The sequence below is a fragment of the Streptomyces sp. Pv4-95 genome, assembly GCF_045782725.1.
Lineage (GTDB): Bacteria > Actinomycetota > Actinomycetes > Streptomycetales > Streptomycetaceae > Streptomyces.
Map to the genome: position 1 here is coordinate 3,735,450 of NZ_CP127172.1, position 22,935 is coordinate 3,758,384.

At 70.4% G+C, this 22,935-nt stretch carries 19 protein-coding genes; 8 read left to right on the plus strand and 11 right to left on the minus strand.

What is annotated here, in order from left to right:
- Positions 1–772 precede the first annotated feature (772 nt).
- The 3 genes from QOM21_RS16415 to QOM21_RS16425 form a co-directional block, all read right to left on the minus strand.
- Positions 773–1,078, minus strand: coding sequence for a hypothetical protein (locus QOM21_RS16415; protein ID WP_407550867.1), 306 nt, complete (start codon positions 1,076–1,078; stop codon positions 773–775).
- 270 nt (positions 1,079–1,348) lie between these two features.
- A complete protein-coding gene (locus QOM21_RS16420; protein ID WP_407555699.1) occupies positions 1,349–1,582 on the minus strand; it encodes a chaplin in 234 nt (77 codons plus the stop codon).
- 448 nt (positions 1,583–2,030) lie between these two features.
- Positions 2,031–2,285: a chaplin gene (locus tag QOM21_RS16425; protein ID WP_398558136.1), complete on the minus strand. Its 255-nt coding sequence runs from the start codon at positions 2,283–2,285 to the stop codon at positions 2,031–2,033.
- A gap of 238 nt (positions 2,286–2,523) precedes the next feature.
- Here QOM21_RS16425 and QOM21_RS16430 point away from each other — a divergent pair, with 238 nt between their 5' ends.
- The 4 genes from QOM21_RS16430 to QOM21_RS16445 all read left to right on the plus strand — a co-directional run bounded on the left by QOM21_RS16430 (position 2,524) and on the right by QOM21_RS16445 (position 7,636).
- The gene (locus QOM21_RS16430) at positions 2,524–3,654 is read left to right on the plus strand and encodes a winged helix DNA-binding domain-containing protein (RefSeq protein WP_407550869.1); all 1,131 of its coding nucleotides are present in this window, start codon (positions 2,524–2,526) and stop codon (positions 3,652–3,654) included.
- Between the two features lie 97 nt (positions 3,655–3,751).
- Positions 3,752–5,431 carry a bifunctional 3'-5' exonuclease/DNA polymerase gene (locus tag QOM21_RS16435; RefSeq protein ID WP_407550871.1) on the plus strand — a complete coding sequence of 560 codons (1,680 nt, stop codon included), beginning with the start codon at positions 3,752–3,754 and terminating at the stop codon, positions 5,429–5,431.
- 397 nt (positions 5,432–5,828) lie between these two features.
- On the plus strand, positions 5,829–6,851 hold the full coding sequence (locus tag QOM21_RS16440) for an alpha/beta hydrolase (protein WP_407550873.1): 1,023 nt from the start codon (positions 5,829–5,831) through the stop codon (positions 6,849–6,851).
- Positions 6,852–7,243: 392 nt separating this feature from the next.
- Positions 7,244–7,636: a RidA family protein gene (locus QOM21_RS16445; protein ID WP_407555700.1), complete on the plus strand. Its 393-nt coding sequence runs from the start codon at positions 7,244–7,246 to the stop codon at positions 7,634–7,636.
- Between the two features lie 112 nt (positions 7,637–7,748).
- Here QOM21_RS16445 and QOM21_RS16450 read toward each other — a convergent pair whose 3' ends face one another.
- Both QOM21_RS16450 and QOM21_RS16455 read right to left on the minus strand, forming a co-directional pair.
- Complete coding sequence (locus QOM21_RS16450) at positions 7,749–9,047, minus strand: acyltransferase family protein (RefSeq protein WP_407550875.1); 1,299 nt, start codon at positions 9,045–9,047, stop codon at positions 7,749–7,751.
- Between the two features lie 280 nt (positions 9,048–9,327).
- On the minus strand, positions 9,328–10,209 hold the full coding sequence (locus QOM21_RS16455) for a glycerophosphodiester phosphodiesterase (protein WP_407550876.1): 882 nt from the start codon (positions 10,207–10,209) through the stop codon (positions 9,328–9,330).
- A 355-nt stretch (positions 10,210–10,564) separates the two neighbouring features.
- On the opposite strand from QOM21_RS16455, the gene QOM21_RS16460 reads away from it, so the two are divergent.
- From QOM21_RS16460 to QOM21_RS16475, 4 genes are all read left to right on the plus strand, one after another.
- Positions 10,565–11,524 carry a GNAT family N-acetyltransferase gene (locus QOM21_RS16460; protein ID WP_407550878.1) on the plus strand — a complete coding sequence of 320 codons (960 nt, stop codon included), beginning with the start codon at positions 10,565–10,567 and terminating at the stop codon, positions 11,522–11,524.
- A complete protein-coding gene (locus QOM21_RS16465; protein ID WP_407550880.1) occupies positions 11,521–12,957 on the plus strand; it encodes an ABC transporter substrate-binding protein in 1,437 nt (478 codons plus the stop codon). Before QOM21_RS16460 ends, QOM21_RS16465 begins: the two co-directional genes overlap by 4 nt.
- A 119-nt stretch (positions 12,958–13,076) precedes the next feature.
- Positions 13,077–13,988 (plus strand): carbohydrate ABC transporter permease, encoded by a 912-nt coding sequence (locus QOM21_RS16470; protein WP_407550881.1) that lies wholly within the window; start codon positions 13,077–13,079, stop codon positions 13,986–13,988.
- On the plus strand, positions 13,985–14,866 hold the full coding sequence (locus QOM21_RS16475; RefSeq protein ID WP_393896514.1) for a carbohydrate ABC transporter permease: 882 nt from the start codon (positions 13,985–13,987) through the stop codon (positions 14,864–14,866). Before QOM21_RS16470 ends, QOM21_RS16475 begins: the two co-directional genes overlap by 4 nt.
- A 35-nt stretch (positions 14,867–14,901) precedes the next feature.
- Here QOM21_RS16475 and QOM21_RS16480 read toward each other — a convergent pair whose 3' ends face one another.
- The 6 genes from QOM21_RS16480 to QOM21_RS16505 all read right to left on the minus strand — a co-directional run bounded on the left by QOM21_RS16480 (position 14,902) and on the right by QOM21_RS16505 (position 22,933).
- Positions 14,902–16,554, minus strand: coding sequence for an FAD-dependent oxidoreductase (locus QOM21_RS16480; protein WP_407550883.1), 1,653 nt, complete (start codon positions 16,552–16,554; stop codon positions 14,902–14,904).
- A 9-nt stretch (positions 16,555–16,563) separates the two neighbouring features.
- Positions 16,564–17,478, minus strand: coding sequence for an AurF N-oxygenase family protein (locus QOM21_RS16485; protein ID WP_407550884.1), 915 nt, complete (start codon positions 17,476–17,478; stop codon positions 16,564–16,566).
- A gap of 553 nt (positions 17,479–18,031) precedes the next feature.
- Complete coding sequence (locus tag QOM21_RS16490) at positions 18,032–19,540, minus strand: peptide MFS transporter (protein WP_407550886.1); 1,509 nt, start codon at positions 19,538–19,540, stop codon at positions 18,032–18,034.
- 36 nt (positions 19,541–19,576) lie between these two features.
- Positions 19,577–20,560: a dTDP-glucose 4,6-dehydratase gene (gene rfbB / locus QOM21_RS16495; protein WP_407550887.1), complete on the minus strand. Its 984-nt coding sequence runs from the start codon at positions 20,558–20,560 to the stop codon at positions 19,577–19,579.
- Positions 20,557–21,624, minus strand: coding sequence for a glucose-1-phosphate thymidylyltransferase (locus tag QOM21_RS16500; protein WP_407550888.1), 1,068 nt, complete (start codon positions 21,622–21,624; stop codon positions 20,557–20,559). The genes rfbB and QOM21_RS16500 overlap by 4 nt, the downstream gene beginning before the upstream one ends.
- A gap of 58 nt (positions 21,625–21,682) precedes the next feature.
- Positions 21,683–22,933: an activator-dependent family glycosyltransferase gene (locus tag QOM21_RS16505; RefSeq protein ID WP_407550890.1), complete on the minus strand. Its 1,251-nt coding sequence runs from the start codon at positions 22,931–22,933 to the stop codon at positions 21,683–21,685.
- Between the last annotated feature and the right edge of the window lie 2 nt (positions 22,934–22,935).

Genomic DNA, 22,935 nt, shown 5'->3' on the forward strand with positions numbered 1-22,935 from the left:
AGCGCGACCGTTGCCGGCCGCCCCGGCACACAACTGCCGCCCACCCCAGGCCCGGCAGCCGTCTCCCCTCCCCCGCGTACGGGTGCCGCACAACACCCGTCGCCCGCCGAGGGCCATCCTCCGGCGCCACGGCCGGACTCCCCTCTCCTTACCGGCACTTGCGCCCTCCCCACCGGGAGAATGGGCACGAAGAGAAACAGAAGACCCCTGAAGACATCGGACACCCGCGGAAAGTTTCGAGTGCGTCGGCACACCTGCATATGCGGCCGGAATTATCGGTAGGGATCGAGTGGCCGGTCAGTTGTGCGTGTGGCTCATAACCGGGCTCGAATATCGGTCGACACCGACGTGCTCACCGGTTCTCAATCATGACCTGCATGCCAATGCCCGGGCAACCCCATCAATTTCGCCGGGGCATTGGCATGCATCCCTCCACACACTCTGCTAACGACCGATTCCACCCGCAGCAGTCACAACCGAATAACAATGCCGTGCACGGAAGGCAAAGGCCCGGGCCACCCAGAAGAAGGAGGTCTGGGTGACCCGGGCTTCGAAAGGCCGCTACACGTCTGCCGACGCCGGTACCGAATCCGGAGAGGACCCGGATGTCGTCCCGAATGCGCGAGGCGACAAGGAGCGGGCCGAGGTTCGCCACCCTCGCTCGGGGGCACCTGGATATCGGCCAAAGGGCGAAAGTGACGCGACACCAGGTGTCTCACTGCCGGGCGGCTTCGCGATCCGCCGCCCGGCAGGAGATTTCACACACCGGGAATTACTGCCCGATCTGCACCCCGCCGAGCAGCGGCGACTTCTTGGTGGCCCCCGTGGTGCCACCGAGAAGCCGATCGGGGTCGGACTTCGCCTTGTCGGCGGCACCCTTGACGGTGTCGACCAGCGGCGCGATCTGGTGGCCGTCCAGGTCCTTGCTCTTCAGCGCGTCCGTCAGTCCGCCGTTGACGCTCATCTTCGAGCCAGTGGCACCGGCGGGACGGGCCGGGCCCGCGGCGAAGGAGGGTGCGGCCGCTCCCAGCGCCATGACCGAACCGACAACAATCGCGGCAGACTTCGCGTACTTCACTTCAACTGTCCCTTCTCGGGCGGTGCTTGAGGGATCCGCGACACCAGATCCGCATGAGCATTCACATCGCTGCTCGGATCACCGCATTCCCTCTGACTAACGAGTACCGCCCCGCGGGGAAACTCCGCCGGGCCCGGTTCCTGGACGCGCCGCTCAAAAAAGATTCCCGGAGTCAACACCCCGCTCCGGACCACCCGGACGCCGATCGGCCCCGGCGCACAAGCTGTGCACCGGGGCCGATCAGAAAGAATTGACTCAGCTGGTGGTGAGTCAGTCGTTGACGCACTTGTTGCCGAACGCGGGGTTCAGCAGCGCGAGGGCGTTCACGGTGTTGCCGCAAACGTTGACCGGCACGTGGACCGGCACCTGGACGACGTTGCCGGAGATGACACCGGGCGACTTCTTCGCAGAAGCCTTGGCACCCGAGTCGGCGAACGCCGGCGCAGCGGCACCCACTGCCATGAGCGTGCCAGCAGTGACCGCAGCGACCTTTGCGTACTTCACTTTCAGCCCTTCCTGCAGCGGGTCCGTAGCGAACACGACCATCGTGCCGCACGGGCGTCGTGACTGCTCGCCCGTAACTCCGCTGCCATGATTGGTAACGACGTCCCGTCGCCCGCGAAACTATTGCGGGGCGGACTTTGTGAAGGATCACCCGAATGACGCAAGGCCATCTCCGGGGGATTTGCCATCTGCCTACGGCTCGGGATAACCACCACCCGCCCGAACGGAGGGCGGCCCCGCCGAATGCGAATTCTCATCCGAGGGGAAACGCAGAATGCGCGAGATGCTGCCGCTGCGCCCGATACGGAGGATCCGTAGGCAAGTACCACTACTTGACGGTGCCGACCGCCCGCGAGCGGTCGCGGGCACGGCAAGGGCCGGTGCGGAGAACCCGTACCGGCCCTGGAGGCCTACCGGACAGCAGACGGCCTCGATCGCTGAAGGAGAATCAGCGGTTGGTGCACTTGTTGCCGAACGCCGGGTTGAGGGCCCCGACGAGGTTGGCGGTGTTGCCGCAGACGTTGACCGGCACCGAGATCGGGACCTGGACGACGTTGCCGGAGATCACACCAGGAGAGTGCGAAGCACCGCCCACCGCGCTGGCACCGCTTTTGCCGGTGGTGGCGCCGGCGATGCCCGCCCCGCCCACGACAGCGATGCCCGCGACGGCGGACATGACGACGGCCTTGGAGACAAACTTCACGGCGAACCTCTTCACTGAGCAGCTTCAGGGTCTGTACATGCCGCTTGGAGCGACGATCTGCCCAACGCATGAATCAGTAGGAGGTAGCGGTTGCATTCGGGTGAACATGCTTCTCGTGTGCTGGAAGGGGCAAAAGGCTCTTTTGTCGTGACCTTGCCGCCTACACGTTCCACGCCGCTCGCGTGAATTCGGACGAGCGCTCGCCTCATGTGTCAGTCGTGTGCTGTGCAATGACGCCATGAAAGACGTCGTGAAGGTGACGCACGCACAGGTGCTGGCCTGGCGGCTGCGGCAGCAGAGCCTGGTGCCGCGTACGGCCGCCTCGACCGAGCGGCTGGTGGGACAGCTGGCCGGTGTGCAGGCACAGGTCGCCTCGGCCGCCGAACTGGCCGTCGGGACACGGCGGAAGAGTCCGTCCGCCGATGCCGTGCGGCGTGCCCTGGAGGCGCGTTCCGTGGTCAAGACCTGGGCCATGCGCGGCACCCTGCATGTGCTGCCTGCCGACGGGGTGGCCGCGTACCTCGCGCTCCTGGGAGCCGCGCGGAGCTGGGAGAAGCCGTCCTGGCAGAAGACCTTCGGGGTGAGCCCGCGGAAGATGGAGGCGCTCGGCGAGGCTGTGGACGGCATCCTGGACGGCCGCGTCCTGACCCGTCAGGAGCTGATCGACGCGGTGGCCGCGCACCGCGGTCTGGAGGGGCTCGGAGAACAGCTGGCCTCCGGGTGGAGCGCCGTGCTGAAGCCGCTGGCGTGGAACGGGAGGCTGTGCCAGGGGCCGCCCCAGGGGCAGAAGGTGACCTTCACCTCGCCGCGATCGTGGGTCCCCGGGTGGCGTGGCGTTCCGGACGCGGAGGAGGCGGCGGCCGACGTGATCGGCGCCTATCTCGGGGCGCACGGCCCTGCCGATCCGTTGGCGTTCGACGCCTGGCTGCTGCGCGGCGCGACCCGTAAGGCCACGCTGCGCGGCTGGTTCGCGTCGCTCGGGGACCGGCTGACGCCGGTCGAGGTCGACGGCGTGAGCGGCGCGTTCGTGCGGAGCGAGGATGCCGAGGCGCTGGCGCTGGCGAAACCGTCGCGGGAGGTACGGCTGTTGGCCGGCTTCGATCAGTACGTCCTGGGGCCCGGCACGGGCGACACCCGGCTGATCGCGGCCGGGCGGCGCGCGGCGGTGAGCCGGACGGGGGGCTGGATCTCGCCGGTGGTGGTGCACAAGGGCCGAGTGGCCGGAGTGTGGGAGTTCACCGAGGAGAGCGTCGCGGTGACGTTGTTCGCCGAGCACGGCGCGGTGCCGCGGGCCGGCCTGGAGGCGGAGGCCGCGCATCTGGCCCGCTGTACGGGGCGGGAGCGGTCGCTCGCCGTACGAACGGAGTGAGATCGGGGTGGGGCGCGGCCCCGGCGCCGGGGCCGCGGAGGCGTGTCGAAGGTGCTGGTCAGGGGCATTGTCAGACCCTGGTGGAAGACTCAGGGACATGAGATGGGCGGTGGCGGAGACGGGCGACGGGGGTGCCCGTCTCTGCCCGCTCGCCCCGGACGGCCGGCCCGCGGGACCGGTGCTGGAGGAACCGTCGCTCGCCGAGGCCGTCCGGGCGCGCCCGGAGGTCGAGCGGTGGGTGTGGCGGTCCACCGCGGAGATCTACCGGCGGCTGCTGGCTGCGGGGGTGCGCGTCGAGCGCTGCTACGACGTCGAGGCCGCCGAGTCGCTGCTGATCGGACACGAGGAGGGGCAGTCGGGTCAGCCGCGGTCGCTGGCCGCCGCCTGGGCGCGGCTCCACTCGCTGCCCGTGCCGCAGGACGCTCCCGCGCGGGCCGCCGAGACCCAGCCGTCGCTGTTCGCGCCCGGTCCTGTGCCGCTGCCGCCGGGTACGGACGAACTCACGGCCCTGCTGGAGGTGTACGCCGGGCAGTTGGCCCGCACAGCCGGGACGGAGCACCCCGAGCGGATGCGACTGCTGCTGGCCTCCGAGTCGGCGGGGATGCTGGTAGCGGCGGAGATGAACCGGTCCGGGGTGCCGTGGCGGGCGGATGTGCACCGCAAGCTGCTGGACGGGCTGCTGGGTGAGCGCTATCCGGGCGGTCTGGAGCCGCGGAGGATGGCGGAGCTCGCCGAGAGGGTGTCCCGGGCCTTCGGGCCGGGCGCGCGGGTGCGTCCCGATCTGCCGAACGACATCATCAGGGCCTTCGCCGGCGCCGGCTTTTCTCTCGCCTCGACGCGGAAATGGGAACTGCAGCAGATCGACCACCCGGCGGTGGCACCGCTGCTGGAGTACAAGACGCTCTACCGTCTGCACACCGCCCATGGGTGGGCGTGGCTCCAGCAGTGGGTGCACGACGGCCGGTTCCGCCCCGAGTACCTCCCCGGCGGCACGGTCTCCGGCCGCTGGACGACGAACGGCGGCGGCGCGCTGCAGATCCCGAAGGTGATCCGGCAGGCCGTGCTCGCCGACCCGGGGTGGCGGCTGGTGGTCGCGGACGCCGATCAGATGGAGCCGCGGGTGCTGGCGGCCGTGTCCCGCGACCGTGGCCTGATGGACGTCGCGGGCAGCGGCGAGGACCTCTACGCGGATCTGGCGGCCCGTGCCTTCGGCGGCGACCGCGCCCAGGCCAAACTCGCGCTGCTCGGTGCGATTTACGGCCAGACCTCGGGCGACGCCCTCAAGCACATGGCGGATCTGCGCCGCCGCTATCCGGCCGCGGTGGCCTACGTGGACGACGCGGCGCGGGCAGGCGAGGAGGGGCGGCTGGTGCGCACCTGGCTGGGGCGCACCTGCCCGCCGGCGTCCGTGGCGGCACCCGACGAGGCCGGCCTGCCGCAGGAGGAGGACCCTCCGACGGGATACGGCAGCAGTTCGGCGGCCCGGGCCCGCGGGCGCTTCACCCGCAACTTCGTCGTCCAGGGCAGTGCGGCCGACTGGGCACTGCTGGTGCTGGCGGCGCTGCGTCGCTCGCTGTCCGAGTCCGGTCTCCGTGCCGAGCTGGTCTTCTTCCAGCACGACGAGGTGATCGTGCACTGCCCCGAGGAGGAGGCGGAGACGGTGTCCGAGGCGATCGGGGCGGCGGCCGCGACCGCGGGCCGGATCGCCTTCGGGGAAACGCCGGTCCGGTTCCCGTTCACCACCGCGGTGGTGGGCTGTTACGCGGAGGCGAAGTGAGGCGGGTGGGGGCGGTTGAGGGCTGGTTGGGGTCGGTGCGGGGGCGCCATCGGGGCTTCGCGTTGCCGGGGCGCGTTGGCTGTCGGCGTCCTTGGCCGGTCGCGGTGCGCGGCGCCCAGGGGCGTCGTGTGGCAGCTCGGGGCGGCCGGCCCTCCGCGTGGCGGGGGACACAGGAGAGGAGTCTGTGCCTGGTGGTGCTTGTGCGACGCGGGGGTACGCGTCAGGAGACACCGACGGGCCACGCGTCCTCGGTGCACACCGACGGGGACGGTGGGGGTAGCGGTAGCGGTGGGGACAGCGGAAGCGGTAATGCCGTGGAAGCGACGCCTCACGCGCGACCGGCACCGCACCGGCACGGCACCACGCCGGCACCCCTGATGACCAGGAGGGGATTCGCATGACCAACCCGCCCGCACGGCAGGTGCATCCCGAACTCGCCGAGATCTTCGAGGCGTTGCCGCCGTCCGCCGATCCTTATGAGGACATCGAGGGGACCCGCGAGGGGTTCAGAGCGATGCTCGCCGCGCACCCGGCGGACCGTACCGGCGTGCGCAGCGAGCGGTTCGACATTCCACGGGCGGACGGCAGCGCGCTGACGGTCGAGGTGTACCGGCCGGACGTGGCCTCCTCTCCAGGGGAGCCGTTGCCCGCCGTGCTGCACTTCCACGGCGGCGGGTATGCGATCGGGCGTTCGCTGCCGGGCCAGGACCGTGCGGCCATCGCGCTCTGCCGTCAACTGCCCGCCGTCGCCATCGCGGTGGAATACCGGCTCGCGCCCGAGCACCGCTACCCGGCCGGCTTGGAGGACTGCTATCTCGCCCTCGAATGGACCGCGCGGCGGGCGGACGCCCTCGGTATCGACCCCGAGCGGATCGCCGTCACGGGGAAGTCCGCGGGCGGCGGCCTCAGCGCGGCCGTCGCCCTGATGGCCCGCGATCACGGCGGCCCGGCACTCGCCTATCAGTCGCTGTGCGTCCCCGACCTGGACGACCGCGTGGGCGCCGAGGCGGCGACGGAGCAGCCGGGGGCGGACTCCGCGCAGGAATCGGCAGCGGGCCCGGAGCCGGATTCGCGGGTGTCGAGTCCGCGGAGCGTTCAGGCGGTGTGGGAGCACTACCTTCCCGAGGGCGTCAAGGCGGACGCGTACGCCGCGCCGTCCCGGGCCACCGATCTGTCGGGCCTGCCGCCGGCCTATGTCCTGGTCTGCGATCTCGATCCGCTGCGCGATGCCGGACTGGCCTACGCCCGGCGCCTGATGGACGCGGGCGTCGCCGTCACGGTCCGCAATGTGCCCGGCGCCTGGCACGGCTTCGAGCTGTACGCCCCCGACACCCGGGTGGCGAGGGAGATGACGGCGCACTGGACGGGGCAGCTGCGGACGGCGCTGTACCCGGCGGCAGCCGAACAGGAGGTGGAGTAGCGGGCGGGGCGGAGGGCGCGGCCCGGTGCACCCCAGGAGGGTGATGGGGAGTGTGCGGTGATGACCGGTCACGCGAACGGCTCCGCGAAGCCGCGGGCCGCGCCGGGCTGCCGGGCGCTCCAGGAACCGGCATCGCCGACGGGCTCCGATCCCGTCATCTCCGGCGAACCGCTTCCCCGGGAGGATCAGGACACGCTTGAATCCCTCGGAGTGCGATACGACTTGGCGACAGAGGGGACTCATCGGCCATGAGCACGCAGAACGGCGCGGGGAACACGGGCCACCCGGGCGGCACCGGCGGGACGCCTGCCGGGCAGAGCGCGCCCGACGACCACGGCGGCCCCGAGGGCTCCCGGCCGGGCACCGGCACTCCCCCGGGCCCGCACCCCGCTCTGGAGCGCATCAACCCGCCCCATCTGGCGCCGCCGACGGGGTTCAGCCACGCCGTGCGCGCCACCTCCGGCACCATGGTCCTCCTCGCCGGTCAGACGGCCCTCGACGGATCAGGCCGGATCGTCGGCGCAGGCATCGTCGAGCAGTTCGAGCGGGCCCTGAGCAACCTCTTGGACGTGGCGGCCGCCTCCGGCGCCGGCCCCTCCGACCTCGCCAAACTCACCGTCTTCGCCGTGGATATCGCCGACTACCGCCGGCACGCGGCGGACATCGGCCGGGTGTGGAAGCGCCTGGTCGGCGGTGACTATCCGGCCATGGCCGTCATCGGTGCGACGCGGCTGTGGGACGAGACGGCACTCGTCGAACTCGAAGGGATCGCCGTCGTCCGCTGAGGCCGTCCGGCGGGCCGACGCACGAACGACCAGGGGCACTCGCTCCACCGGCTCCCCGGTGGGGCGAGTGCCCCTGGCACTGCTCGAACGCTCACTCACGCGCGCATGGGATTCAGCTCCGGCCGCGTGCCGCCCCGACCGGGTCCTTCTTGAACGCCCAGGTCATCTTGGGTTCCATCGCGAACCGGAAGGCGCGCTGCACCGGTGGTGTGCACAACACCGTGACGACGGTGCCCGCGATCAGCGTCAGCAGGACCGCGCCCCAGGGCGTGTGCATCCACGGGTTGTCGTACCAGTCCCAGAAGCGGGAGCCCTTGGCGAGGAAGCCGTGCAGCAGGTAGCCGTAGAGGGTGCCCGCGCCGAGCGCCGTGCACCACATCGTGCGGCCCGGGATCCAGGCGAAGAAGCAGGCCACCAGCACCAGGGAGCAGCCGAACATGGCGAGGGTCATCACCGCGCCGCTCCACCAGGGAGCAGCCAGCTCCTGCGCGCTGTCGCGGTGATAGAACCACGCGGCGTTCATCCGCGGCGCGGCCCAGTACGCGAAGAGCAGGGCGAGAGCGAAGACCGGCACCGCCAGGATCCGCGCCTTGCGGCGGCGGACCAGCTTGAAGTGCTCCGGCCGCAGGCACAGGCCGATCACGAAGAACGGCAGGAACTGCAGCGTGCGCTGGAGGTCCATGTCGTCCCCGATGTCGGGTGACACGGAGGCGAGTACCGCGATGGCCAGCGCCAGCGGAACCGGCCAGCGCACGATCTTCCACAGCGGGGTGGTCAGCCGCCAGACGAACAGCGCCAGCAGGAACCACGTGAGGTACCAGGGGTCGGTGAGACTGATGGGGTAGCCCGGATCGTCGTCCGCCCACCTCTTGAAGAGCGTGTAGGCCACTTCGAAGAGGACGTACGGGACGGCGACGCCGGTGACCAGCCGCTGCAACCGGTCCTTGCGCATATCGAAACTGCGCGAGAAATATCCGGAGATGATGATGAACGCCGGCATGTGGAAGGCGTAGACGGTGATGTAGAGCGCCGCCGCCGACCGGCTGCCGTCGCGCAGCGGCTCCCAGCTGTGCCCCATCGCCACCAGCACGATGGCCAGGTACTTGGCGTTGTCGAAGAACGCGTCGCGGGGCTTGGCCTTGGCGTCGGTCCCGGCGGCCGCCTTGGCGCGTCCTCTGCCGTGGCCCTTGGGCTTGGCGTGGGAAGCGCCGCCCCGGTTCGCCTGCGCCGGTGGCCGGTCGGCCTTGGTGACGTCCGCGGCCACGGCCGTCATCGTGGCCGTCGCGGTCGCCCCGGCCGGCTGCTGCGCGCCGGGCATCGCGCCCGACGGACTCAATGCGTCATGGGGTACCTGCCGCGGCGGGGGAAGGGGCACCCGCCGCTCGCCGTACGCCGGAAAATCGTTCTTCACGGACCCTCCCGGAACGAACCCAGGGGAGGGGCTGAGCGCGGGCCCGCACCGGGCCTCAAAACGGAACCCAAAAGCCAAATCCTGCGTCTTAGTTCTTCTACGGGGAGTGTGGCGGCGTCGAACATCTCAGGCACCTTAGCCCCGCCACGGGAATCCCGTAAATCCCCGCCCTGCGGAGCCCACACGCCACTCGTGTGGCGCACACACATCCTTCACGCGGCGCGTCCCGGAAACGAAGTACGGGTCAATATGCCTGTCCGAAACACGTGACCCGCGAGATCTAGACAATCAGTCCTTCGATACCCCGGCCCAACGCCAGCCGCGTGCCGGCACGGTTGCCGACGTCCCACGCGTAGACCTCCAACGGCCTTCCGTGGGGCCCCCGCAGCCGGTGCACGGCCGCGATCCAGCGCGAACTCACCTTCGACAGAGGCGGGTTGATCTGGTCGGCGAACCGCGCGTAGCGAGGCAGGCGGTCCACGGACGGGGCGCCGAGAATCCCGGTACGGACCTGTGGCGCCAGTCTGTGCACGGTTTCCACGCAGCGCACGCAGAAGCTCTGGACCACCAGCCGGTTTCTCACATGGGTACGATCAAGCCACCCGGTCCGCCGCAGTTCACGGACGACCTGGGCCTCCATTCCCGGGTACCGGCGGGGCGTTTTCAGTTCCAGCAACAACCGCTGACGGTTGTGATCCATCCGGCGCAAAAAAGCCGTCATCGTCGGCACCCGCTCCCCCGCGAACCGCTTCCCGAACCAGCTGCCCGCGTCCAGTCGGGCGATCTCCGCGGCCGTGAAATCAGCCACTCGCCAGGGCGCCCGGCGCGGGAACAGCTTTTCGACGTTCGTGGTCCGCGCCAGCGTCGCGTCGTGCATCACGACCAGAGCGCCGTCCTTGGTGCGCTGCACGTCGTTCTCGACCCAGAGGAGCTTGCGGGCGTGCGCCGCGTCGACCGCGGCGAGGGTGTTCTCCGGCGCGTACCGGGACGCGCCGCGGTGCGCGATCATCCGGGGCGTCCCCACCGCCGGGCGGTATCCCTCGCCGCTCATCACGCCGGCGAAGGCGCCGTCCTCCGCGGCCGCGACGGCCGAGGACGGCACCGCGGCGGCGACGAGGAACGCGACCCCTGCAGCGGCGCACCGCATCGACCCTCGAACCATGCGGCAGCCTCCTGGTCGCTCCACGGCAGACGCGGCGGCCTGCGTCCCGTACGTCTCCTCAGGCCCTTCCCGCGTCCAGGAGTGCGCTGTCAGCTCACGATGCCTCCATCCAGCCGCCCCCGCCACGCGGACATGCCCCGGCCGGCGGTCCGCCGAACGCCTCAGCTGCCGCTTCTTCGCAGGTCAGCGCGGTCTGGTGGCGAGCGCGGCGGCTGCCGCCCATCCGAGTACGCCGTGTCCGGGCGTCGCGACGGGGCACAGGCGGACACTGTCGGTAAATTGTCGCTATCGCTGCGTCACCGGCGAGGACCGGTCGCCCCTTCGCCGGTGACGCACGGCCATGCCAGGAGAACCGATGGTCTGTCCTTCCGTACGCCCCTTCCGCCCCGGTGACGGACCCTCGCTGCTGACCGCCTGGTGCCGCAGCGCCCCGGGCGATCCGATCACCGCGGCCCGCTTCCGCGCCCAGGTGCTGCTCGACCCCAATTTCGACCCGGACGGGCTGCGGGTGGCCGTCCACGACGGGCGGGTGGTGGGCGCCGCCTACGCCGTCCGCCGCCTCGTCCCGATGGCGGGGACCGATCTGGAGCCGGACCAGGGCTGGCTCCCGTTCTTCTTCGTGGACCCGTCGGTGCGCGGCAACGGCGTCGGCCGCCGTCTGCTCACCGACGCCCTCGACTGGCTGCGCGGGCACGGCCGCCGCCGCGTCGACTTCGCCGCCTACGCCCCTCATTACGTGCTGCCCGGCCTGGACCGCGAGGCGTACCCGCAGGCGGCCGGGCTCCTGGAGAGCCTCGGCTTCACGGTCCACTACGAGGCGGCCGCCATGGACCGCACCCTGGTCGGCTACCGCGTCCCGGAGGAAGTGCGGCGGCACGAGGAGAGCCTGGTGGCGCGGGGCTACCGCTTCGGCACACCCTCCGACGACGACCTGGTGGACCTGGTCCGCCTGGCGGCCACCGAGTTCAACCCCGACTGGGCGCGCACGATCCGACGGTGCCTGTCCACCGGGACGCCGCTCGACCACGTGGTCATCGCGCGTGAGCCGGGCGGCCAGCTGGCGGGCTGGGCCATGCACGGCGCGTACGACGCGCTGGCCGAGCGGTTCGGCCCGTTCGGAGTACGGCCGGAGCAGCGCGGTACGGGACTGGGAAAGGTCCTTCTGCACCGGACGCTGGAGCGGATGCGGGCGCACGGCGCCCACGGGGCGTGGTTTCTGTGGACCGGCGAGCAGAGTCCCGCGGGCCACCTCTACCGCGCGGCCGGATTCCGTACGACCCGCACGTTCGAGGTGATGAGGCGTGAGGCCACGTGAGACCACATGAGGCGGCCCGGGACGAGGACGCGGCCCCGGGCGACGGGCAGGGCGCGGCGGGCGGCGCGTTGAGGCGCCGGACGTTCGCCGCGGGCGCCGCGGGCGGGCTGCTTGCCGCGGCCGGGTGCGGTGCGCCGGACGACTCCGCGTCGGGTGCCGGCGGCGGCTTCGGGCGCGCCGCGCACGGCAGGACCGGCAAGCCGGTCGTGCTGACGGTCCTTTCGCACTACGCGAGCGATCCGCTGAAGTCGGCCCTGCAAGGGGCGGTCGACGCATGGAACGCCACGCACGACCGGGTGAAGGTCCGGACCACCGCGGTGAAATTCACCGACCTGCTGACCACGTACATGGTCCGTCAGGCCGCGGGCCAGGGGGCCGACATCCTTCATCCGTACTGCCTGTGGACGGGGCAGCTGGCACAGGCGCGGGTGCTGCGGCCGGCACCGCCCGACGCCGCGCGGCAGATCCGCCGGGAGTTCTCCCCGGCCGCCGTCACGGCCTCGTCGGTGAACGGCACGGTCTACGGCTATCCCACCGAGGTGCAGACGTACGCGCTCTACTACAACAAGCGGCTGCTGCGGAAGGCCGGTCTCCACGGGCCGCCGCGCACGTTGCGGGAGCTGGAGGAGATGGCGTACCGCACCGCCCGGCGGGACCGCCACGGCAACACCCTGGTGCAGGGCTTCGGGCTGTCCCGGGCCGACGACTCGACGGTCGTGGGGCAGACGCTGGCGATGCTGGCCGCCCGCGGGGGCACCTTCCTCACCCCGGACGGCAGGCGGGCCGCCATCGGCTCCGTGGTCGGGCGGGAGGTGCTCGACCTGGAGCGGCGGCTGATCGCCCGTCGGGCCAGTGACTCCGCCATCGCGCTCTTCAAGGCGTTCCCGTCCGGGCAGGTGGCGATGGCGATCAACGGGGGCTGGTGGACGGGCAGCCTGCGCAGCGTGATGGGCGACGGGTACCGCGACATCGGGACCGCCCCGGTGCCGGGCCGCACCCCGGCGGACCGAGGCACCCTCGCCACCGGCTTCCTGCTCGGCGTGAACACCCGGAGCAGGCACCCGGACGAGGCCTGGGAGTTCCTGCGCTGGCTCAACACCGGCACCGCGCCCGCCCGGGCCGGCGGTGGCACGTCCCGGCACGTCGCGGTGACGCGGATGAGCGCGCTCCAGGTGTCGGTGGGCTCGATGACCGGGCGCGCGGACGACATGCAGGCCCTGCTGGGGAAGGGCAGCGGCAGCGACCCGAACCTCGCGCCGTTCCTGGACGCGCTGCACTACGCCGTCCCGGAGCCGAACGGCCCGCGCGCGCAGAAGGCGAAATCGCTGCTGCGGAAGAACATCGAGGCGGTGTGGACGGGCCACCGGTCCGTCGACGAGGCCCTGCGGATCACCTCCCGGCAGGTCGACCAGGAGCTTTCCCGGCCCGGCTGACCGGTGCCGCACGGCTGTCGGCTGTCGGCTGTCGGCCGAGACATCCTGCTGGTGCCCGCCCCGCCCCGGCCCCGACCTCACCACCCGCGAACACCGACGCTCCAGAGAGGTGATGCCGTATGGCTTCCGCCGAAGGCGGTCCGGTCCGGGCGGCACGGCGGCGGCAGACCGTCGTCGCCTACCTGTTCCTGACTCCGACCCTGCTGTTCTTCACGGTCTTCCTCGCCCTGCCGCTGCTGTTCGCCGTCCTGCTCTCGCAGTCGCGGTGGGCCGGCTTCGACCTCACCGACATCGACCCCGTCGGCCTGGACAACTTCACCGACCTCTTCGCCCGCGGCTCGACCTTCCTCACGCCCATCCTGACCAACACCCTGCTGTACGCGCTCGGCACCGTGACGATCGCCCTCTCCGGCTCGCTCCTGGTCGCCAACTGCATCAACAACCTGCGTTTCCAGGGGCTGTGGCGCACCCTGTATTTCCTGCCGATCGTGACGACGGTGGTCGCCGTCGGAAACGTGTGGAAGTACATGTACGAACCCGGCGGGCTCATCAACGGCGTACTCAACGGGCTCGGCATGCCGTCCTTCGCCTTTCTGCAGGACCCCGACACCGCCCTGCCGTCCGTCGTCGTGGTCCAGGCGTGGGCGTCCATCGGCACCGCGATCCTCATTCTCACCGCGGGCCTGAAATCGATTCCCGAGGTCTATTACGAGGCCGCGGAGCTGGACGGCGCGGACAAGTTCACGCTCTTCCGGAAGATCACGCTACCGCTGCTCCGCCCGTCGCTGCTGTTCGTGTGCATCACCCAATTCATCACCGGATTGCAGTCGTTCGCCCTGATCAACGTCATGACCGGGGACGGCGGACCGGGAGATGCCACCAACGTCGCGGCGCTGGAGATGTATCAGCAGGCATTCCAGTACGGCGACTGGGGACTGGCCGGCGCGGCGGCGTTCGTCCTGTTCCTGGTGATCGCGGTCAGCACCGTGGTGCAACTGTGGCTGTTCCGCCGGAAAGGGGCGGAGGCATGAGCCCGCGAACGGCCCGGGTGCGCTTCCCCTGGGCGTCCTACACGCTGGTGGCCATCGGCGCGGTGCTGACCGTCGTGCCGTTCCTGGACATGCTGCTGACCTCCTTCAAAGGCCCGGGAGAATACGGCAGGCTGCCCTACCGATTCCTCCCCGAAGCCTTCGAATTCTCCAACTACCGGGCCGCCATGCGGCAATTGAACCTGCCGCTGCTGTTCCGCAACAGCGTCATCGCCACCGCGCTGATCACCGGCTCCATCCTCATGACGTCCTCACTCGCCGGATACGCCCTGGCCAAGCTGCGCTTTCCGGGCCGTGAGCTGATCTTCCGGGTGGTCCTGTCGACGATGATGTTTCCGCCGTTCATCTTCTTCATCCCGCATTTCCTGATCCTGGTGCACTGGCCGGGAGCCGGCGGGAACGACGTGCTCGGCCGCGGCGGCGCGGGACTCACCGTCAGCCTCGCCGCACTCGTCATGCCCTTTCTGGTCTCCGGATTCGGGATCTTCCTGATGCGGCAGTTCATGATCTCCATTCCGGACGAGATGCTGGAGGCGGCCCGGATCGACGGCGCCGGGGAATTCGCCGTGTGGTGGCGGATTGTCGCCCCGCAGACCAAACCCGTCGCCGTCACCCTCGCGCTGCTCACCTTCGTCAACGCCTGGAACGAATACATCTGGGCGCTGCTGGTCTCCACCGCGAACCCGCAGCTGATGACGCTGCCCGTCGGCATCCAGATGCTGCAGAGCTACCTCGACCCCGATCGCATGGTGCCGGTCATGATGGCCGGGCTCGTGCTGAGCATCCTGCCGATCCTGATGCTCTTCCTGCTGCTTCAGAAGCACTACATCCGGGGGGTCATGCTCAGCGGGCTCAAGTGATCCCGGGGCGCCGCGTCCGCACGCCCCGGGAGGGCTCAGCGCGGCACCCGCCAGCGGTTGCCGCGCGCCGTCGACACCAGCTGGCGGACCGTGGCCAGTTTGACGCGCGGGCGGCCGTCGCTGCGTCCTCGAGCCACCTCGGCCCGGTTGATCGCGGCCAGGCCACGGGCGTCGACGAGACGGCGGTTGCGGCGCCGCGCGAGCCGGCGGAACGCGTTCGACGCGCCGGTCGGCGCGGGCAGCGAGCCCGCGACGGCGTCGGCGAGCAACGTGCCGACCGTCTCGGCGGCGCAGGTCCGGTTGGCACCGATGCCGCCCGAGGGACCACGCTTGATCCAGCCCACGACGTACGTCCCGGGCCGGCCGGTCACCCGGCCCCGCTCGTGCGGGACGGTGCCGGTGGCCTCGTCGAACGGCAACCCGGCCACCGGCGCGCCGCGGTACCCGATCGCCCGCAGCAGCAGGCCGGTCGGCAGCTCCACCTCCCCCGCGGCGCCCGTGACGCGTACGGCACTCACGGGTCCTGCGCCGAGCACCTCGACGGGCGTGGAATGGAAGCGGAACACGATGCGCCGCCCGGACTCGGGGGGCTCGGCCGACCAGTTCGACCGGGCACGCGTCACACCTTGCAGGACCGCGGCTTTGTCCTTCGGCCCGGCCGCGTCGATCGCCGCACCGATCCGCGGATCGTGGTCGTCCACGACCAGTTGCACGCCGGCCAGGTGCTTGAGGGCGAGGAGTTCGGGCCTGGTGTACGCCGCGTCCTCGGGGCCGCGCCGGCCGAGCAGCACCACCTCGCGCACCTTGCTCGCGCGCAGCGCCGCCAGGGCGTGGTCGGCGATGTCGGTGCCGGCCAGGGTCTCGGGGTCCGAGACCAGGATGCGGGCGACGTCGAGAGCGACGTTGCCGTTGCCGACCACGACCACCCGCTCCGTCGACAGGTCGATCGCGTCCGGCGCGACCTCCGGGTGGGCGTTGTACCAGGAGACGAACGCCGTCGCCGAGATGCTGCCGGCCAGGCCCTCCCCCGGAATCCCGAGCCGGCGGTCCGCGGAGGCACCCACGGCGTAGATGACCGCGTCATGATGCGCGGAGAGCTCCTCGGCGGTGATGTCCCGGCCCACCTCCAGCCCCAGATGCATCCGCACCCGGGGATGCGTGTGGAACCGCGCGAAGGTGTCACCGACCTTCTTGGTCGCCGGATGGTCCGGCGCCACGCCGTACCGTACGAGACCGCCCGCCACCGGCAGCCGGTCGACCAGCGTCACCTCGGCGTTGGTGTGCAGCAGCAGATCCTCCGCGGCGTACATGCCGGCCGGGCCGGTACCGACCACCGCGACCCTGATCGGTGCGAAGTCGGACGGCAGGCTGCGCTCGAACGTCGGCTCACTCCAGGTGTGGAAGTTCGGGCCGTCTTCGACCGGCTCGGGTTCCGCGTCGTCGAAATACGCCGCGTTGATCTCGGCGTACTCCTTCTGCGCGCCGAACAGGCTGTCGACCGGGAAGATCGCGTCCACCGGGCAGGCATCCGCGCAGGCCCCGCAGTCGATGCAGGTCTTCGGGTCGACGTAGAGCATCTCCGTACTGCCGAACGCCCGCTCCTGCGGCGTCGGGTGGATGCAGTTCACCGGGCAGACGGAGACGCAGGTGGCGTCGCTGCAGCAGGTCTGGGTGATGGCGTAGGTCATGGCCCCGGCTCAGATCAGGTTCGCGCGCTTGTAGAACAGCAGCGCGGGCTTGGTCAGCAGACGGGCCGAGGCCAGGAAGTCCATCAGGCCCGAACAGCTCGACCGCATCATCGACTTGTGGTGTTCGTTGGTCCGCGCCTCGTCGAGGGCGCGCCTGCGGTCGAGACCGGCGTTGGCGTAGACGCCCTTGTTCACCATGCTGGTGACGATGACGTACGAGGCGATCGCGACCACGAAGGCGTGGATCTGACGGCGCACCCAGCCGGCCTTCTTCAGCCGCTTGAGCGTCTCGTCGCGGGCGAACTTCATGTGCCGGGACTCCTCGACGACATGAATGTTGTTGATGGTGCGGACGAAGGGCACGACCCGGTCGTCGCGCATCCAGTCGCGCTGCATCACGTCGAGGACCTCCTCGGCGACCAGGATCGCCGCGTAGGCGGCCTCGCCGAACGCAACTGTCTTGAAGGCACGGCCGAGTTCGATCGCGAAGCGGTGCGGGCGGTAGGCCGGCGCGCCGAGCTTCCGGGCACCCCGGGCGAACATGATCGAGTGCCGGCACTCCTCGGCGACCTCCGTGAGCGCCCACTGGAACTCGGCCTCGGTCGGGTCCTTCGCGTAGATGTCACGCAGCACCATCTGCTGGAGGATCATCTCGAACCAGATACCGGTGCTGGCGACCGAAGCGGCCTCCTGACGCGTCAGCTCCTTGCGCTGCGCCTCGGTCAGCTCACCCCAGTACGCCGTGCCGTACAGCGTGCTCCACTCCGGGCTCGCGCCGTGGAAGTCCTTGTCCAGCGGCGTCTCCCAGTCCACCTCGGTGGCCGGGTCGTACGACAGCGTGGCGGCCGAGTCGAGCAACCGCTGGGCGACGACGTGCTCGTGAAGCCGGTCCTGCGTCTCCGGCCGAACGGGGCTGCTTGCCATGGTGCGGCTCCTCGAATCGAGTGGGATGATCCTTGTTCTCTGTGCGGTGTGCTTTGTGTTGCGCGCTGTGTGCGTTGTGCCGGTGCGCTGAAGCAGTGCGCCGTTGCGTGGGGGGTGTGTTGCGGGGCGCGCCTTGCTCGGGGGTGTGCTGCGGCGCCCGGCGGTCGCGACCCGGAAGGTGGACGGCTCGTGGCCGCGGCCGTCAGGCTTTTTGTGCCCGCCCGACCGGATCGACGCCGGCCGCGCTCGTCACGACGCGCGGCGGCATCAGGCCACGGTCAGGGCGTACCGGGCCTCACGGGTGCTGCGAACAGACGTGGTGGAGCATCCTCATCCGCCGTAACGCTGCAGGTCAGCGCAGGCGTCTTCGTGACCGCCATGATCGACACCTCCGGTGGATCACTGAGAGGCCAACCACCCGCCCTCTCTTGTTAGACGGACCGTATAACAAGCGCCCCGGGTGGGCCTACCCCTCAGTAAGAATTTCGCGTTCCACTCCACGGTCTCCGCGCGTTGAACGGCGGTTCGGAGGCCCGCGGGGCCCGTATCGGCCTCAGATCGGCAGGTGCGGGCGCAGGCGGCGCGCCCCGGCGGACACGGCGGCCCCGACCGCGAGCACGGCGCTGCCCATCAGCAGGAAGTAGAGGGGCAGGGGGAGCACCGCGGTCAGTCGGTAGAGCTGGCCGCCCAGGACCACGCCGACCGCCGCGAACATCCCGTTGAGTCCGAGGAATCGGCTCGTGAAACCTGCCGGGGCGACCGCCGCGGCGAGGGCGAGCCCGGCCGGGGCAAGGACGATCTCGCCGAGCGAGTAGAGCAGATAGACCGCGATCAACCACGCCGTGGAGACCGGTCCTTCCTGGGCCCGCAGAGCCGCTGCGGCCATGATGACGAAGCTCAGGCCCGCCACACCCAGCGCGCCCGCGACCTTCGTGACCACAGCGGCACGCAACCGCGTCACGAACGGGGCCAGCAGCAACACGAACAGGGGGTGGACCGACTGGAGCCAGCTCGCCGGCACGTCGAAGCCGAGGACATGGCGATCGGTATGGCGCTCCGCGAAGAGAGCGAGCGCGGAACCGCTCTGGGCGAAGATCATCCAGAAGGCGGCCGAGGCGGCCATCACGATCATGAACGCGGAGAGCGGCTTGCCGTCGACGGGCATGCGGCGACGCAGCGTGCGCAGGTAGACGAACGGCATGGTGAGGGTGGCCAGGCCCAGCAGCGCCAGCACGGCGGTCAGCGGCAGCACCCCGAGGGCGACGGTGGTGGACGCGAGGACCACGACCGCCAGGACCCCGGCCGCTCGGTTGACCGCGATCCGGACCTCGGTACGGGCGAGCGGGCGTATCGGGGCACGGCCGACACGCTCGAAGGCACGCAGACCGACGGCGAACTGCGCCAGGCCGGCCGCCATACCGAACGCGGCCGCGGCGAAGCCCAGATGCCAGGCGACCTTCTCGGCGAGCAGCCCGGTGACGAGGGGGGCGAGCAGCGCGGAGACCTGAATGCACATGTAGAAGCGGCGGAACGCCTCTTCGCGCTTCTCACCGCCGCTCACCGCGGCCACCATCGCGGCCAGCGACGGCTTGGCCAGACCCGTGCCCATGACGACGAGTCCGAGCCCGGCGTAGAGCGCCGGCACGGACGCGAGGGAGAGAACCACGTGCCCCACCGCGATGAGCGCACCGCCGAAGAGCACGGCCCGACGCGCGCCGAGAACCCGGTCGGCCAGCCAGCCGCCGGGCAGTCCGGCCATGAAGGTCAGGGACATGTACGTGGCGAACAGCGCGGTGGCCGTCCCTGGGGCCATCCCCAGACCGCCGTCGGCCGGGGCCGCGGTGAGGTACAGGACCAGGATCGCGCTCATCCCGAAGAAGCTGAACCGCTCCCAGAGATCGACGCCGAGCAAGGTGAGGAACCCGCGCCGCGGCCCCGGGCCCGGAGCGTCACCGCCCAGCGGTGGCGGCACGTTCGTCCCCCCACCGGACCGCTTCTCCCCGGTCTGCAGGCGCAGCACGGCGTCACCGCCGCGGTCATGCGGTTGGCTCGGGGCGTCCACGCCCGTCTCCTTCGTAGGGCCCTGGTGGAGCAGGGGTCAGACGGCGGCTATGTCGTGGACGCGCAGCGGCTCCCACCAGGCCCTGTTCTCGCGGTACCAGGCGACGGTCTCGGCCAGGGCCTCGTCGAAGTCCCGCTCCGGGCGGTAACCGAGCTCCGTGCGGATCTTGGTGAAGTCGACGGAGTAGCGCCTGTCGTGCCCCTTGCGGTCCGGGACGAAATCGACCCTCTCCCAGTCGACGCCGCAGGCGGTGAGCAGCCGCTGGGTCAGCTCGCGGTTCGACAGCTCCGTGCCGCCGCCGATGTTGTAGGTCTCGCCCGGCCTGCCCTGGGCCCGCACGAGTTCGATGCCTCGTACGTGGTCATCGATGTGCAGCCATTCCCGGACGTTGAGCCCGTCACCGTAGAGCGGCACCTTGCGGCGCTGGAGGAGGTTGGTGATGAAGAGCGGGATGACCTTCTCCGGGAACTGGTGGTGCCCGAAGTTGTTGGTGCAGCGCAGGATCCGCGTGTCCAGGCCGTGGGTGTGGTGGTAGGCGAGGACGAGCAGATCGGCGGCGGCCTTCGAGGCCGAGTACGGGGACGTCGGGTGCAGCGGCTCCGTTTCGAGGCAGGCGTGGTCCACGGAGCCGTACACCTCGTCCGTGGAGATGTGGACGAAGGTGCTGCCGTGTCGGGCGGCCGCGTCGAGGAGGACTTGCGTGCCCACGGCGTTCGTCCGCACGAAGGGGTCGGCTCCGGTGATCGACCGGTCCACGTGGGTCTCGGCCGCGAAGTGGACGATCTGGTCGTGTCCGGCGACCAGATCGTCCACAAGGACGCCGTCGCAGATGTCGCCGTGCCGGAAGGTGAACCCGGAGTGGTCGCGCACCGCGTCGAGATTGGCCGGGTTCCCCGCGTAGGTGAGCTTGTCGAGAACGGTGACGCGGACGTCGCCGGGGCCGGTCGCGCCGAGCAGCGTGCGGACGTAGTGCGAGCCGATGAAGCCGGCTCCTCCGGTTACCAGGATCCTGTTCGTCATGAGGAGATCTGCACCTTGCTGTTGTCGCCGAGGATGAGACGGTGCGCCGCACGGGTCCGAGGCGCCGGGGTGACCTGCACGTTCCTGCCCACGAGGGAGGACTCCAGTCGGCGGACACCGGTGATGGAGGAGTCGCCCAGCACGATCGAGAACTCGATTTCGCTGTCCTCCACACGGCAGTTGTCGGAGATCGAGGTGAACGGGCCGACGTAGGAGTTGATGATCGAGGTGCCGGCTCCGATCACGGCGGGTCCGACGATGCGCGAGCCTCGGACCACGGCGCCTTCGGCGATCTCCACCCGCCCGGTGATCTCGCTGGTGTCATCCAGGTCGCCGTCGATCCGGGTGGCCAGGGTCTCCAGAACGGTCCGGTTGGCCTCCAGCATGTCCTCGACCCCGCCGGTGTCCTTCCAGTAGCCGGAGATCGTCGTGGAACGTATCTCCTTGCCCCGGGCCATCAGCCACTCGATGGCATGGGTGATCTCCAGCTCGTCGCGCCATGAGGGCTTGATCGCCCGGACCGCCTCGTGGACGGCCGGGGTGAAGAGGTAGACGCCGACCAGGGCGAGGTCGCTCTTGGGGTGTGTCGGCTTCTCCTCCAGGCCGATCACCCGGCCGGCAGCGTCGAGTTCGGCCACCCCGAAGGCCCGCGGGTCGGGGACCTGGGTCAGGAGAATCTGCACGTCGGGCCGCTCCCGGCGGAACGCGTCGACGAGCCCGGTGATGCCGCCGAGGATGAAGTTGTCGCCGAGGTACATCACGAAATCGTCGTCGCCGAGGAACTCCCGCGCGATCAGCACCGCGTGGGCGAGACCGAGCGGCTGCTCCTGAGGGATGTAGGTGACGCGAAGCCCCATCTTCGAGCCGTCCCCCACCGCTTCCTGGATCTCCTTGGCGGTGTCCCCGACGATGATGCCGACCTCTTCGATGCCGGCGTCGGCGATGGCTTCCAGGCCGTAGAAGAGGACCGGCTTGTTCGCCACCGGGACCATCTGCTTCGCCGAGGTGTGGGTGATCGGCCTGAGCCGCGTCCCCGAACCTCCGGACAGCACGAGTGCCTTCACGTGTTCGCTCCGTGGGTTTGCGGCGCTACGCCGGCAGGTGGGTGGGAGAGGCTCGGGCTCACCGTGCGCGGTGCTGGGCGGTGAGGCGTTCGAGGATCGGGACCGTCTCGTTCGGGGAGGGCTCGGCCAGCGCTTCGCGGCGCAGGCGCTCCGCCGCGTCACGGAAGGACGGCTCCTCCAGCACCCGGACGAGCTTCTCCCGCAGTCGGTCCGGCTTCAGCTCCCCCGCCGGGATGTAGAGTCCCGCGCCGACTCGCTCCAGGTGTTGGCCCTTGACCGGAGTGTCCCAGGTCGCGGCGATCACGATCTGGGGGACGCCGCACAGCATGGCCGTGCCCCAGGTGCCGGAACCGCCGTGGTGCACGATCGCCGAGCAGCTCGGCAGGAGGGCCTGCAGCGGAATGAAGTCCACCAGCCGGGCGTTGTCCGGCACGCTCCGGAGATTCTCGCGCTGGAGGCTGTCCATCGTGGCGACGATGTCGATGTCGAGGTCGGCCACCGCATCGAGCAGGTCGGCCTGCGAGATGTAGTCCAGGCCGCGCTCCCGCCCGGCCACCCCGAGCGTGAGGCAGACACGGGGGCGCTCGACGGGTTCGAACACCCACTCCGGCACGACCGAGGGGCCGTTGTACGGCACGTACCGGCTGGGGACGATCTTGAGGCCGGACTTCAGCCGTGCGCTCTCGGGCAGCAGGTCCACCGTCCACTGACCGGTGACGAGTTCCTCGTCGAAGGTGTCGCCGAAGCGGGCGGCGACACCGCCCAGCCAGTCGGCGAGCGGATCACTCTGCTGGTCCGCCGGGCGCGCCCGGTTGAGCGCGAGGAACTCCTCCCGCGCCCGCATCGTCACGTCCTGGCCCCAGACGATGCGGGCGTGCGCCGCGCCGACAGCCCGCGCGGCGATGGCGCCGGCGTAGGTGCCGAGCTCCCACAGCACCAGCTCGGGCTGCCAGGTACGGGCGAAGTTCACCATCCCGTCCACGAAGGTGTCGTTGTTCAGCGTGGTGTGGAACCGGTCGACCAGCGATTCATGCAGTTCGTGGAGGTAGTCCCAGGTCAGGGTCTCCGGGGTGGAGAAGGTGAAGTCCCACTCGCGGCTGTAGGAGGTCGCGCCGGTCGGTGAGGGGGCGAACATGGCGTGATCGGTGCCGACGGCGACGGCGGGCAGGCCGGCCTGGATGACGTCGTCGACCAGCACCGGATGGCCGGCGACCAGCACCTCGTGCCCCGCGTTCTGCAGCGCCCAGGCGGTGCTGACCACCTTGTAGAAGTGCGTCTTGATGCCGACGCAGGCCAGGAGTACTCGCATGA